We start from the raw sequence: 12771 nt of genomic DNA, 5'->3' as shown, positions 1-12771 counted from the left end.
GACGCACCCACCCGCTCGGCGCTTGCCAGACTGCTGCCATGGCGCAGACCCGGACCCGGCTCACCCACGCCCAGTTGGCTGAGCTGGCCCGACACGCCTTCGGGCTGAGCCCCACCCCGCCCGAGCTGCCGTCGGACACCGACTTCGAGGACGCCGAGGGCGTGCTGGTCGCCAGCACCGGGGCCGCGGGCCTGGCCGTCCGGGATATCCCCCGCTGGCGTGCGCCGGCCGAGGTCCGGGCCGAGCTGGACCGCCGGGGCTGGTCGCAGCCGGCCGCCTGGGTCGGCCGGCCCCCGGAGGACACCGGCGGGCTGCCCGACCGGCTGGTCGTGCTGCTGCCGGTCGCCGGCACCGCCCCGGACGCGGCGGAGATCTCGCTGACCGCGGCGGCCTGGGCGCAGCGGTCAGCGGACCGCGAGCTCATGATCGTGCCGGTGCCGGTGACCGCGGCGAGCCCGGAGATCGGCTGGCCGGAGCTGGCCACCGCCTACGGCGCCGGGCCGGTGGCCAGCCGGGTGGACCCGGGCCCCGTGTCGACCGGCGGGCGGGTCGTCGTGTTCACCGGGCTGTCCGGGGCCGGGAAGTCCACCATCGCCGGCCGGCTGGTGGAGCTGCTGCTGGAGGCCGGGCGCACGGTGACCCTGCTGGACGGCGACGAGGTGCGCACCCACCTGTCCGCCGGGCTCGGCTTCTCCCGCGCGGACCGGGACACCAACGTGCGGCGGATCGGCTGGGTGGCCGCCCAGATCGCCAAGCACGGCGGCTGGGCGGTGTGCGCGCCGATCGCGCCCTATGCCGCGAGCCGCGCCGAGGTGCGCCGGCTGGTCGAGGAGCAGGCGGGGCCGGGCTCCTTCGTCCTGGTGCACGTGGCCACCCCGCTGGACGAGTGCGAGGCCCGGGACCGCAAGGGTCTGTACGCCAAGGCCCGGCGGGGCGAGATCGCGGAGTTCACCGGCATCAGCGACCCGTACGAGGAGCCGACGGACGCCGAGCTCACCATCGACACCCGGCGCAGCTCGGTCGACGAGAGCGCCCGGCTGGTGCTGGACTACCTCACCGGCAGCTGAGCGATCGCCGCCAGCAGCTGGTCGGCCAGCTCGGGGCGGCAGACGACCAGGTCGGGCAGGTGCGGGTCGGGCTGGTTGTAGCGCAGCGGGGCACCGTCCAGCCGGCTGGTGTGCAGGCCGGCGGCCCGGGCGACGGCGACCGGAGCCGCCGAGTCCCACTCGTACTGGCCGCCGCCGTGCACGTAGGCGTCGGTGGCCCCGTCCAGCACCGACACGGCCTTGACCCCGGCCGAGCCCATCGGCACCAGTTCGGCGTCCAGCCGGACGGCGAGCTCCTGGACCAGCGCCGGTGGCCGGCTGCGGCTGACCGCCAGGCGGAGCGGCCCCGGCCGGCGGGCGGGGAGCGTCACCGGCTCGGCGGTGCTCGGCGTGCGGCCCTCGGCGGGGAGCGCGACGGCCCCGGCGACCAGGTCACCGGCCTGCCACAGCGCCACGTGCACCGCCCAGTCGCGGCGGTCCGGCTCGGCGAACTCGCGGGTCCCGTCGAGCGGGTCGACGATCCAGACCCGGTCGGTGGCGAGCCGGGCCCGGTCGTCGACGCCCTCCTCCGACAGCACCGCGTCCTCCGGTCGGGCGGTGCGCAGCCGTTCGAGGAGGAACCGGTGGGACTCGGCGTCACCGGCGGCCTTGCGGGCGGCGGCGTCGGCGAAGTGACGGCCGCGCACCCGCAGCAGCAGTTCCCCGGCGGCCGTGGCCAGCTCGGCGGCGAGGGCGGCGTCGGAGGTGGTCACGCCGGATACTGTCCCAGTCACCGCGAGCGCCGTCCCGGGGACGCGGCCGCCGTCAGCACCGCGGCCACCCCGAGCAGCCAGCCGGCGATGACGAACAGGTCGCCGCGGTGCACGCCCCGGCCGGGCCGCAGGACGACGAGGACGGGCCCCTCGTCGGCGTACCGGCCGGTGACCAGCAGGAACGCGAAGCAGGTCAGCACGGCGACGGCCACCGAGGCAGCCAGCCAGCGGACCGCGGTCCAGGACGTGCGGGTGCCGGTCCGGCCCGGCGAGAGGTCAGTACGCGCCGGAACCGCGGACCACCGCACCCAGCGTCTTGCCCAGGATCATCAGGTCCATCGCCAGCGACCAGTTCTCCACGTAGCGGACGTCGATGCGCACCGAGTCGTCCCAGGAGAGGTTCGACCGGCCGCTGACCTGCCACAGGCCGGTGATGCCCGGCTTGACCAGCAGGCGGCGGCGCATGTCGAAGCCGTACTGCTCGACCTCGCGGGTCACGTGCGGCCGGGGCCCCACCAGCGACATCGAGCCGCCGATGACGTTGAACAGCTGGGGCAGCTCGTCGAGGGAGAAGCGCCGCATCACCGCGCCGACCCGGGTGACCCGCGGGTCGCGCTTCATCTTGAACTGCACGGCGTTGCCCTCGTTCATCGCCATCAGCGCCTCCATGCGCTTGTCGGCGTCGGGCACCATGCTGCGGAACTTGAACACGTGGAAGGGCTCGCCGCCCTTGCCGATCCGCTGGTGCCGGTAGAACACCGGTCCGCGGCTGGTGGTCTTGACCGCCAGCGCCAGTCCGAGCAGCACCGGCAGCAGGACGACCACGGCGAGGAAGGCGACCGAGCGGTCGAAGACGTCCTTGGTCACCCGGCGCAGGCCGTGGAACTCCGGGCGCTCCAGGTGCAGCAGGGGCAGGCCGCTGACCGGGCGGATGCCGACCCGGGGGCCGGCGAACTCGGTGACGGCGGGGGCCAGCAGCAGCTCGGCCTCGGTGGTCTCCAGGTCCCAGCCCAGCCGGCGCAGGCTCGCGCCGTCCAGCTCGGGCGAGGGCAGCACGGCGACGGTGTCGACCTCGTACCGGCGGACGACGTCCACGACGTCGGCGAAGCTGCCGAGCACCGGCAGGCCGTCGAAGACGGTGCCGGCCGGCTCCGGGGTGGGCAGGCAGACGCCGATGACCCGCAGGCCGTGCTTGGCCTGGCGCTCCAGCTGGGCGTGCAGCTCGGCGGTGCCGTTGCGGTGGCCGACCAGGATGGCGGTCTGCTGGAACCGGCCGTGCATCCGCTGGCTGTGCAGCCGGGCCCGCTGGGCGTAGCGCAGCAGCAGGGTCAGCGCGGTGGCCAGCGGTACGGCGACCACCACGAAGCTGCGCGCCAGCTCGAGCTTGAACGCCCAGGAGATGGTGCCGACGGAGGCCAGCAGCAGCGCGGCGGCGAAGAAGACCCGCCGGAACTCCTCGGGGCCGACCCAGAGGAAGCGCTCCTCGTAGGTACGGGCGATCGCCATGGCGGCGACCCAGACCAGGGGCATGATCAGCACCGGCCACGGGTCCACCGTCATCGACAGCGGACCGGTGTCCGGGACCAGCCGGCCGACCAGGGCGGCGAGCACGGCCACGATCGCGTCACCTGCGACGACCCGGCGGACGTAGGTGCTGCGCCAGGCGCGGCGCGCGGCCGTGCCCTCGCCGCGGAGCCGGGCGACGGACCAGAAGCGCCGCCGGGCGACCACGTCGGTGCGTAGCTCGGCGACCTCGTCAGTGGAGTCGAGCAGTGACAATGTGTAACTCCCGGTGCAGTTCCGGCCCGGCTCTTCTCACCCGGCGTCTCGTCGTCGTCGTCGGGAACCTCGCTGTTCGACCGACCCAGGGGAACGTACGGTCTCGCAGCTCATCGCGCTGCCCCTCGTCCACGCAGCGGACAGTGAGCCCGCTCGTCACCCTGTGTATCTCGCCACGCGCAATCACACCTCCCGCGCGATTGCTCACCCTCCGTGGTGACGCGCAGGGATCGCAACGCGCCGTTCAATCGTGGGCGACCTGATGGACTCATCGTGAGATGGCTCACGTTTGGCCACTTTCCGGTGTCAGCGAGCGGGGTGCCTGCCGATGTGGTCATGCTCGGGGCGTGGGCCTTGCAGACAACCGGACCGTGCGCATCCTGCACGTCAGCCAGCCCGTCGAGGCCGGCGTCGCCAAGGTGGTCGCCGGGCTCGTCGGCGACCAGTGCCGGCGCGGCTGGGACGTCGCCGTGGCCTGCCCGCCGGAGGGCTGGCTGGCCACTGTCGTCCAGGAGGCCGGCGCCCGGCTGGTCCCGTGGCAGGCCACCCGCTCCCCCGGCCCCACGGTGCCCCGCGAGACGCTCGCGCTGCGCCGGGTCATCGCCCAGGTCGCCCCCGACGTCGTGCACCTGCACAGCGCCAAGGCCGGGCTGGCCGGCCGGCTCGCGCTCCGCGGCAGCCGGCCCACCGTCTACCAACCGCACGCCTGGTCGTTCGAGGCGGTCACCGGGCCGGTCCAGGTCGCCACCCGGCTCTGGGAGCGGACCGCCCAGCGCTGGACCGACCTGACGCTCAACGTCAGCCAGGCCGAGCTGGACACCGGCCGGGCGGCCGGCCTGACCGGCCGCGCGGTCGTCATCCCGAACGGGGTCGAGCCCGACGCCTGGACGCCACGGGACCGGGCGGCCAGCCGCGCGACCCTCGGCCTGACCTCCCCCGACGCACCCACGGTGGTCTGCGTCGGGCGGCTGGCCCGGCAGAAGGGCCAGGACATGCTGCTGGAGGCCTGGACCGCCGTGCGCCGGGCCGTCCCGACCGCGCAGCTCGTGCTGGTCGGTGGCGGGCCCGACGAGGCGGCCCTGCGCGCCGCCGCCGGCGACGGGGTGCACTTCGCGCCCGGTGAGCGGCTGGCCGACTGGTACGCCGCCGCCGACGTGGTCGCCGTCCCCTCCCGCTGGGAGGCCGGCCTGCCGCTGGTGGCGATGGAGGCCATGGCCAGCGAGCGCAGCGTCGTCGCGTTCGACGTCGCCGGGATCGGCACCTACCTTGGGGAATCGGGCACCGCAGTGCCTCCGTTCGACGTCACCGAGCTCGCCCGGGAGCTCACCGCCCGACTGCTCGACCCGGCGCTCGCCGCCCAGGAGGCCGCGACCGGCCGCACCGTTGCGTCCACCCGGTTCGCCGCGGCCACCTCCCGCGAGATCACCGCCAGTGCGCTGCTGACCCTCCTGGAGCCTGGATGACCTTGCTGCCCGCCGGCCCGCCCGCACCCCTCGTCACCCCCGGGTGGACCGTTCCCCGGCTGCCCACCGCACGGCGCAGCGCTCTCGTCGGCGTCGTGCGGATGGCGATGGCCAGCACGGGCACCGACGCCGGTAGGTCGGCACCGACCGGACCGGACGCCGGCGCGACGAGCGGTGGTCCGGGCGGTCGGCCCGGACGCGGCCGGATCGGCCTCGTCCTGGGCGCGATCGCCGTGGCCGTCGCCGTCCTGGTCGGGGTGCTGACCCTCCTGGGTCGGGACGATGGGGGAGTCCCGGTGGCGGACTTCGGGGCGGTGGGCGACGGCGTCGCCGACGACGGCGCGGCCCTGCAGGAGGCGTTGGACGCCGTGCCCGAGGGCGGGACGCTGGTGCTCGAGGACGGTGCCACCTACCGGTACTCGCAGGTGCTGACCGTGGACAACCCCGGCCTGACGATCGAGGGCGCCGGCGCGACGCTGCAGGCCTCGGACGAGACCGCCTCCGCGCTCAAGGTCGTGGCCGACGACGTGACGGTCACCGGGCTCACCCTGACCACCCCCAACATCACGCAGCGGTGGGACCCCTTCGAGTCCACGATGGTCTGGGTCGCCGCCGACTCCGCCGTGCTGCGCGACGTGCACGTGCAGGGTGCGGGCGGGGCCGGCATCGCAGTGACCGACGGCGCCGGGGACTTCCTGCTCGACCGCGTGACCGTGACCGACAGCCGGGCCGACGGCATCCACATCACCGACCAGGCCCACGACGGCCGGGTGGTCTCCCCCGTCACCACCGGCACCGGCGACGACGGTGTCGCGGTGGTGTCCTACATGAAGGACGGCGGCCCCTCCGAGCGGATCACCATCGAGTCCCCCACCGTGAACGGGACGACGTGGGGCCGCGGCATCTCCGTGGTCGGCGGCAACGACATCACCTACACCGACGTCACCGTGCGCGACACCGACGCGGCCGGCATCTACGTCGGCAGCGAGGGCGACCCGTACTGGACCTACCCCTCGGTCGACGTGCTGGTGGACGGCGGCACGGTGACCGGCGCGAACACCAACGCCGACAAGGACCACGGCGCCGTGCTGGTCTACGCCGGCAACGCCGACACCACGACCAGCGACGTCACCGTGCGCGACCTGACCATCAGCGGCACGCGCACCAGCTCGCCCTGGGACGTCGGCGTCCTGGCCGACCCGGACTCCGCGGTCGAGCAGGTCACCTTCGAGGACTTCCGGATCAGCGAGGGCCCGGCCGTGCCGTTCTACACGAACGAACCCGCCGCGGTCCGGCTCACCGAGCTCGAGGACGACGGCGCCCCGGTACCCGACCAGGGCGACTGACGCCCCGGCGCGTCCCGTCGTCGCCGTCCCATGCGTGGACCAGGCGACCTGATCACCCACTGTCCCCCTGCACCAGCGTTGGTGCAGGGGGACAGCTGTCGATGCGGGGGGACGACGGTCGGGCGAGCGCCGGCGGGAGGGTCCGACGGCACGATCCGGTGACGGTCGCGGACGTCGCGTCCCGGTGGTCACACGGAGCGCCGGGACTGCCGATGACATCGCCGAGGACCGTGCGCCAGGGGTTGCTGGGACTCGTGTGACGCCTGACCCGATTGTGTGCGGTTAGTAGCGCGTCGTTCACGGAGCGTCTTCGTTCGCGGCTCATCCTGGGTGCGTGGGGACGCCGTACAGCGCTGTCGGGTCCTCCGCGGTCGACCGGGCCGGGGCGCCTGGCGCCCGGACCGCGACCGTGCCAGCCCTACGCACAGCCGGCTCAGCCCCACGCCGCGCGCTCTGCCTCCTGGAGGCCCGATGACCTCGCTCCACCACGCCCGCTCCGACGTCGACGAACTGGCGTTCCTCGACCCGACCCCGGACGAGGCCGCGCCCCGCGGGCGCAGCCGGCGGGCGGCGGTGCTGGGCACCGCGTTCGCCGTGTGCCTGACCGCCGTCGGCGTGCTGTCCGTGCAGGGCGTGCACTCGGCGGACGCGCCGGTGCCGGACCTGGTCACCGCCTCACCGAGCGCCGCCGCGCTGCAGGCAACGTCCCCGACCTCCGGCGCGCAGGCCCCCAGCGCCGCCGCGGTGCCCCCGGCCGGCTCGACCGCGGCCGCCCCGGCCCCGTCGACCACGGAGCCGGCGACGGCCCCGGCCCCGGCTCCGCTCGCGTCCCCCGGCGCCTCGGCGCCGGCCGCCGGCGCCGGGCCCGCCGCCGCACCTGCGGCGGCCGAGCCCGCCGTCCAGCCCGCCGGCACCGCCGCCCTGCCGGCCGCGCCCGCCCCGATCGCACCGCAGGCCGTGTCCGCGGCCCGGGGCGTCCTGCCCGTCGAGAGGTTCGGCGCCACGGGTGACGGGCGCACCGACGACACCGCCGCGCTGCAGAAGGCGCTGGACAGCGTGCCGGTCGGCAGCGTCCTGCAGCTCAAGGCCGGCGCGACCTACCTGCACTCCGACGTGCTGCGCCTGAGCCGGTCGAACGTCACGCTGTCCGGGCCCGGCGCCACCCTGCTGGCCACCGACGAGGCCCGGTCGTCGTTCCACGTCACCGGCTCCCGGGTGACGGTCACCGGGGTCACCTTCGGGCTGACTGCCTCCACCCGCCGCTGGGACGCCCCCGCCCAGGACAAGGTCCGGGTCTGGGGCGACGACGTCGTGCTGCGCGACGTGCACGTCCAGGGCGCAGCCGCCGCCGGCATCTTCGTGGACGGGTCCGCGCGCTTCCTGCTGGACCGGGTCACCGTGTCCGACAGCCGCGCCGACGGCATCCACATGAGCAACGGTGCGACGGACGGCCGGGTGGTCTCCCCGGTCACCAACCGCACCGGGGACGACGGGGTCGCGGTCGTGTCGTACAAGTCCGACGGCGTGGTGAGCGCCCGGATCCAGATCACCTCGCCGACGGTCAACGGCACCACCTGGGGCCGCGGCATCTCCGTGGTCGGCGGCAACGACATCACCTACACCGACGTCACGATCCGGGACACCGACGCCGCCGCGGTGTACCTCGGCAGCGAGGCGGAGTACGACACCTACCCCTCGCAGCGGGTCCTGGTCCGCGGCGGCACGGTGACCGGTGCCAACCGCAACACCGCCAAGGACCACGGCGCACTGATGGTCTACTCCGGCAACACCGGCCCCCAGACCAGCGACATCACCCTGCAGGACCTGGCGGTGCGGAACACCCGCAGCAGCGCGACCTGGAACATCGGCGTCCTCGCCAACCCGGGCGCGGGCCTCAGCCGGGTGAGCCTGACCCGGGTCTCCCTCGCGGGCGGGCCGGCGATGCCGATCTACACGAGCACGCCCTCGGCCGTCCGGGTCACCGGGCTGGTGGACGACGGCGCGCCGTCCGCCTTCCGCAGCGGCTGGTGACGGCTCAGCCGGCGGGCTGCGCGGCCGGACGGCGTCCGAACGCGTAGGCCCGGGCGGTCCAGGCCGACAGCACGGTGACGGCGTCGTCGCCGGGCAGGCCCTCGGGCCGGTGGGCCAGCGGAACCGGCGGGCCCCAGCGCGTGTAGCGCTCCGCGAGGCCGGCGGGCACCAGCAGCAGGTTGGTGTCCGCCGCCCGGCGCAGCTCGGCGGCCCAGCGGGCGGGGCGGGTCAGCACGGCGCGGGTGTCGGCGGCGTCGAGCACGACAACGGTGGGCCGCCGCCCGGCCACGACGTCCCGGCCGGCCGCGGCCGCGGCGCCCCAGAGCACGACGGCGTCGACGTCGTCCAGGGCGAGCCCGGGCAGGTCGGCCACCTCGTGCGCGGTGCTGGACCAGCCCGCGGCGGTCTGCACGGCCGCGGCCGCGCGGGCGGTGGCCAGCTCGGCGCCGGTGGCCACGTGCCGCACCGTCAGCACCTCGCCGTGGACCGGGGTGGACAGGATGCCGCTCAGGTCAGCGCTGGGCACGCCGCACCGCCTCCAGGGTCTCCTCGACGACGTCGTCCCAGCCACGCCGGGCAGGCCGACCGGCGACGTCCGGGCGTGGACGGCGCAGGTGCTCGGTGATCGCGGCCGCCCACACCTCGGGACGGCGGCCGGGCAGCCGCTGCGCGCCGACCGGGGACGCCTCGGCCAGCGCGGGGTCCTCGGAGGTGATCAGCGGGGCGCCGAAGGTGAGCGCCTCGGCGGCGGGCAGCCCGAACCCCTCGGCCAGGCTCGGGCAGAGCACCACCCGGGCGTGCTCGTAGAGCCAGCGCAGCTGGGCGTCGGGCACGTGCCCCATCGGCGCGACGGCGCCCTCGGCGGCCAGCGCGGCGAAGGCCTGGCCGCGGTCGGTGGGGCCCCAGCTGTCCGGCCCGACGACGACCAGCACGGCGTCGGGCACCTCGGCGCGCACGGCGGCCCAGGCGTCGACGACCAGCCCGACGTTCTTGCGCGGCGAGGGGTCACCGACGACCAGGGCGAACGGCCGCCCGGTCAGCTCGGGCACCGGGTCGGCGTCCACGGCGGTGAGCGAGGAGCCGTCGGGGTGGTGCACCACGGACGTGCGGCCGGCGACCGAGGGCAGGTAGGCGGCGACCCGGTCGCGGGTGGCGGCGCTGACGCAGACCAGCGCATCGGCCGCCCGCATGGATGCCAGGTAGGGGCCGCGCACCAGCAGCCGCTTGGCCAGGCCGAAGTCGTAGGGCCGGTCGAGGGCGAGCATGTCGTGCACGGTGAGCACGCCGACGCCGGGCACGCCCCGCGGGAGCAGGTGCTTGGTGCCGTGCACGACGTCCATCCGGCCGCCCACCCGGGCACCGGCGAGCCGCTCGACGGCGGAGACCAGCGGGCCGCGACCGGGCAGCGTGTGCACCCGGTCGGGCTCGGCCACGCCGGTGAAGGCCGCCTCGGCGCCGGCGCCGGCGAGGACGTGCAGCTCGACGTCGTCGCGGGCGGCGAGGCCGCGGGCCATCTCCATGACGTAGCGGACCATCCCGCCACCGCCCCCGCTGGGCGGCACGTGGGTGGCCACCAGCAGGTAGCGCAACGGGGCGGGCATCAGAGGACGGCTCCGGTTCGTCGTCGGCGGGCTCGGTTGACCAGCAGGGCGATGGCCAGGAGGGAGACCAGGCCCGGCGCGGCCCGCCCCTGGCCGATGTAGAAGTAGCGGGGCAGCTCCAGCAGCGTCAGCACGAACACCGGGTAGAGCAGCAGGCCCCAGATGCGGCCCTCGCGCAGCGAGCGGTACAGGGTGCCGCAGAGCAGGCCGGCGAGCACGTAGAACACCAGCCCGCCGGCGATGCCCAGGTCGACGAACGGGCTGGCGACCCCGCCGTAGTTGTTGAACTCGGGGTTGCCGAACCGCTCGAGCGCCAGGGTGTACGCCGGGTCGGCGTCGACGCCGGTGAGCGTGCGGTACAGGTTCGCGCTGCCCACCCCGGGTGCGGTCCAGAACGCCGACCACAGGTCGTAGGGCAGTCCCGCGCCGTCCTGGTGGACCAGCCGGATCGCGCCGTTGTTGTAGGCGGTGACGTAGTAGCCGGCGAAGCGCTCGACCACGAAGACCGGGAACGACTGGCCGCCCTGCGCGGCGTAGAACACCCAGCTGCGGGAGTACTCGAAGGCGGCGAAGACCAGGACGACGACGGGCAGCAGGACCGCGGGCAGCAGCGCCGCCCGCCGCGCGCCCCGGGTGCGGCGGGACATGCCGGCCACGACCAGCACCAGCATCGGCACGAGCAGCTCGAGCAGGGCCAGCCGCTCGGTGACGAAGAAGGCGCGCACCAGCGCCAGGAGCACCACGATGACGAGCCGGCGGGTGTACCGGGCCCGCCGGCCGTTCGCGATCACCAGCACCCCGGTGACGACGACGAAGCCCAGCCCGAACTGGGTCATCGTGGTCAGCCCGGGGACGGTGCCCAGCCGGTCGCGGATGCCCAGCCCGTAGAGCTCCTGGTTGAGCAGCGAGGTCAGCAGCAGGCTGGGGCTCAGCCCGACCCGGACGGCCTGGGCCGCGTAGGCGATGTAGCCGACCATGGTGAGCCAGAACAGCACCGTGGCCGAGCGCTCGAGGATGCGCAGGTCACCGGTGGAGAGCCCGGGCCAGTTCGCGACCCGGCGCACGCCGCGGGTGCCCGGCAGCATCGCCGCGCCGAGGAACAGCAGCAGGCCGAGGGTGAACCACAGCGTCCAGTGCAGGTCGATCCACTTCGGGGTGCCCCACAGCGCGCGGTACCGCTCGTCGGCGATGGCCAGCGCCAGCCAGGTGGTCGGCAGGACGACCAGGCCGACCAGGGCCAGCGGGGAGAGCCACCAGACACCCGGGGCCCCACCGAGCTCGACGCCCCGCGGCCGGACGTGGCGGGGCCGGACGGCGGTCAGCAGGCTCATCGCGTCGTCCCCGGCCCGTCGACGACGCCCGGGCCGGCACCGCTGCCGGTGACCGCCCCGTTGTCGGTGGCTGCGGTGACCGCGGCGTCGGGGGCGTCGTCCTCGTCGGGTCCGCGGCCGGCCAGCAGGAGCAGGCTGCTGCGCAGGTGCAGGCCGGGCAGCGGCGCCGTCCCGAAGGCACGGCGGCAGGCGAAGGCGTAGGAGCCGAACAGCAGCGCGGTGGCCGACGCGCTGGCGATGGAGAGTGCCAGCGGGCCGCCGAGCACGGCGGCGAGCACGGCCCCGGGGACGGCGATGAGCATGGCCACGCCGACCGCGCCGGCGGCGGTGCGGCCGTTGCCGGTGACGACGAGCAGCACCGCGCAGGCGCCGAAGACGGCCATGCCCAGGCCGCCGGTGGCGAGCACGGAGAGGTAGGGGGCGGCGTCGTCCAGTCCGTCGCCGTAGACGGCCAGCACCTGGGGGGCGAGCAGCCAGACGCCGGCGACGAGCACGACGGTGACGGCGGTGGAGAGCGTGGCGCTGGCGCGGAGCAGCGCGAACACCCGGTCGCGGCGGCCCTCGGCCCACATCCGGGCAGCGACCGGGGTGATGGCGATGTTGGCCAGGCCCTCGAGCACGGTGACCTGCATGGCCAGCACGCTGGCGGTCGAGTACAGCAGCACCTCGTCGGCGGGGAAGACCGCGCCGGCCAGCCACACGTCGGCGCGGCCGACGAGGAAGGCACCGAGCTCGACGGTGAACAGCCACGCCCCGGCGGCCATCGCCACCAGCATCGGCCGCCACCAGCGGGTGCCGGTGCTGCCCGCCCGCAGCGGCAGCCGGACGAGGACGACGAGCAGCAGCACCAGCGAGGTGCCGGCGTAGGCGGTGAGCAGGGTGGGCAGGGTGGTCTCCCCGCCCTGCACGAGGACGACGACCAGCATGACCAGCAGCGCGAGGATCGACCGGCTGTGGTGGGTGGCCGCGACCGACCAGGGGATCCGGCCGAGCGCGGCGTAGACGTCGCTGATGGTCAGCCGCAGGGTCTCCAGCACGATCAGCCCGGCGACCAGGGCGACCACCAGGCCGCGGTCGTCCCGGACGACGACGGTGGCGACCCAGGCGACCAGCGGCGCGGTGACCACGCTGAGCAGGGCGACGGCACGCAGGTGGGCGACCACCTGCACGGCCACCTCGGCGGGTGACCCGGCGCCGGCGATGGCCCGGATCGCGCTCTGCCCCAGTCCCAGCCGGCCGACCATCGGGCCGAGCATCAGCGCACCGAGGATCGCCAGGAACCCGGCGGCGGCCCGGGCGTCCAGGGTCCGGACGGCGACCACCGAGGTGAGGAAGGTGGCCACCAGACCCAGGACGGCGACCACCATGCGCAGCCCGAAGCTCCGGCGGACCTCCTGGGTCTGCTCCGCCGCGACCGCCAAG

General features: G+C 75.3%; 11 protein-coding genes. 4 read left to right on the top strand and 7 right to left on the bottom strand.

All coding sequences use genetic code 11. The features are described from left to right. Nucleotides 1-38 precede the first annotated feature (38 nt). Nucleotides 39-1067, top strand: coding sequence for an adenylyl-sulfate kinase (gene cysC / locus Q1A09_RS11585; protein WP_299954963.1), 1029 nt, complete (start codon nucleotides 39-41; stop codon nucleotides 1065-1067). Here cysC and Q1A09_RS11580 read toward each other — a convergent pair. The 3 genes from Q1A09_RS11580 to Q1A09_RS11570 all read right to left on the bottom strand — a co-directional run bounded on the left by Q1A09_RS11580 (nucleotide 1049) and on the right by Q1A09_RS11570 (nucleotide 3577). Then, a complete protein-coding gene (locus tag Q1A09_RS11580; protein WP_299954962.1) occupies nucleotides 1049-1798 on the bottom strand; it encodes a 3'(2'),5'-bisphosphate nucleotidase CysQ in 750 nt (249 codons plus the stop codon). The two genes, cysC and Q1A09_RS11580, sit on opposite strands and share 19 nt — an antisense overlap. A 17-nt stretch (nucleotides 1799-1815) precedes the next feature. Beyond that, complete coding sequence (locus Q1A09_RS11575) at nucleotides 1816-2010, bottom strand: hypothetical protein (RefSeq protein WP_299954959.1); 195 nt, start codon at nucleotides 2008-2010, stop codon at nucleotides 1816-1818. 64 nt (nucleotides 2011-2074) lie between these two features. Next, nucleotides 2075-3577 carry a sugar transferase gene (locus Q1A09_RS11570; protein WP_299954956.1) on the bottom strand — a complete coding sequence of 501 codons (1503 nt, stop codon included), beginning with the start codon at nucleotides 3575-3577 and terminating at the stop codon, nucleotides 2075-2077. Nucleotides 3578-3924: 347 nt separating this feature from the next. On the opposite strand from Q1A09_RS11570, the gene Q1A09_RS11565 reads away from it, so the two are divergent. The 3 genes from Q1A09_RS11565 (at nucleotide 3925) to Q1A09_RS11555 (ending at nucleotide 8417) form a co-directional block, all read left to right on the top strand. Next, nucleotides 3925-5040, top strand: a complete 1116-nt coding sequence (locus tag Q1A09_RS11565) for a glycosyltransferase (RefSeq protein WP_299954933.1) — start codon at nucleotides 3925-3927, stop codon at nucleotides 5038-5040. Then, nucleotides 5037-6386 (top strand): glycosyl hydrolase family 28-related protein, encoded by a 1350-nt coding sequence (locus Q1A09_RS11560; RefSeq protein ID WP_299954931.1) that lies wholly within the window; start codon nucleotides 5037-5039, stop codon nucleotides 6384-6386. The genes Q1A09_RS11565 and Q1A09_RS11560 overlap by 4 nt, the downstream gene beginning before the upstream one ends. A gap of 471 nt (nucleotides 6387-6857) precedes the next feature. Beyond that, a complete protein-coding gene (locus Q1A09_RS11555; RefSeq protein WP_299954929.1) occupies nucleotides 6858-8417 on the top strand; it encodes a glycosyl hydrolase family 28-related protein in 1560 nt (519 codons plus the stop codon). Between the two features lie 4 nt (nucleotides 8418-8421). Here Q1A09_RS11555 and Q1A09_RS11550 read toward each other — a convergent pair whose 3' ends face one another. From Q1A09_RS11550 to Q1A09_RS11535, 4 genes are read right to left on the bottom strand one after another with little or no spacing between them, the layout of a single operon-like run. Then, entirely contained in the window at nucleotides 8422-8943 is a 522-nt protein-coding gene (locus Q1A09_RS11550) for a hypothetical protein (RefSeq protein WP_299954926.1), read from the bottom strand. Then, the gene (locus Q1A09_RS11545; RefSeq protein WP_299954923.1) at nucleotides 8930-10018 is read right to left on the bottom strand and encodes a glycosyltransferase family 1 protein; all 1089 of its coding nucleotides are present in this window, start codon (nucleotides 10016-10018) and stop codon (nucleotides 8930-8932) included. The genes Q1A09_RS11550 and Q1A09_RS11545 overlap by 14 nt, the downstream gene beginning before the upstream one ends. Then, entirely contained in the window at nucleotides 10018-11349 is a 1332-nt protein-coding gene (locus tag Q1A09_RS11540) for an O-antigen polymerase (protein ID WP_299954920.1), read from the bottom strand. Before Q1A09_RS11540 ends, Q1A09_RS11545 begins: the two co-directional genes overlap by 1 nt. After that, nucleotides 11346-12770, bottom strand: coding sequence for a lipopolysaccharide biosynthesis protein (locus Q1A09_RS11535; RefSeq protein ID WP_299954917.1), 1425 nt, complete (start codon nucleotides 12768-12770; stop codon nucleotides 11346-11348). Before Q1A09_RS11535 ends, Q1A09_RS11540 begins: the two co-directional genes overlap by 4 nt. Nucleotide 12771 lies beyond the last annotated feature (1 nt).

Origin of the sequence: uncultured Modestobacter sp., from assembly GCF_947486615.1 — a bacterium.
Lineage (GTDB): Bacteria > Actinomycetota > Actinomycetes > Mycobacteriales > Geodermatophilaceae > Modestobacter.
The sequence above is the reverse complement of the archived record's forward strand: the minus strand, read 5'-3'. Positions and strand labels throughout refer to the sequence as shown.

Coding starts and splice junctions, on each gene's coding strand:
- cysC (WP_299954963.1), top strand. CDS start 39: ATGGCGCAGACCCGGACCCGGCTCACCCACGCCCAGTTGGCTGAGCTG.
- Q1A09_RS11540 (WP_299954920.1), bottom strand. CDS start 11,349: ATGAGCCTGCTGACCGCCGTCCGGCCCCGCCACGTCCGGCCGCGGGGC.
- Q1A09_RS11560 (WP_299954931.1), top strand. CDS start 5,037: ATGACCTTGCTGCCCGCCGGCCCGCCCGCACCCCTCGTCACCCCCGGG.
- Q1A09_RS11555 (WP_299954929.1), top strand. CDS start 6,858: ATGACCTCGCTCCACCACGCCCGCTCCGACGTCGACGAACTGGCGTTC.
- Q1A09_RS11545 (WP_299954923.1), bottom strand. CDS start 10,018: ATGCCCGCCCCGTTGCGCTACCTGCTGGTGGCCACCCACGTGCCGCCC.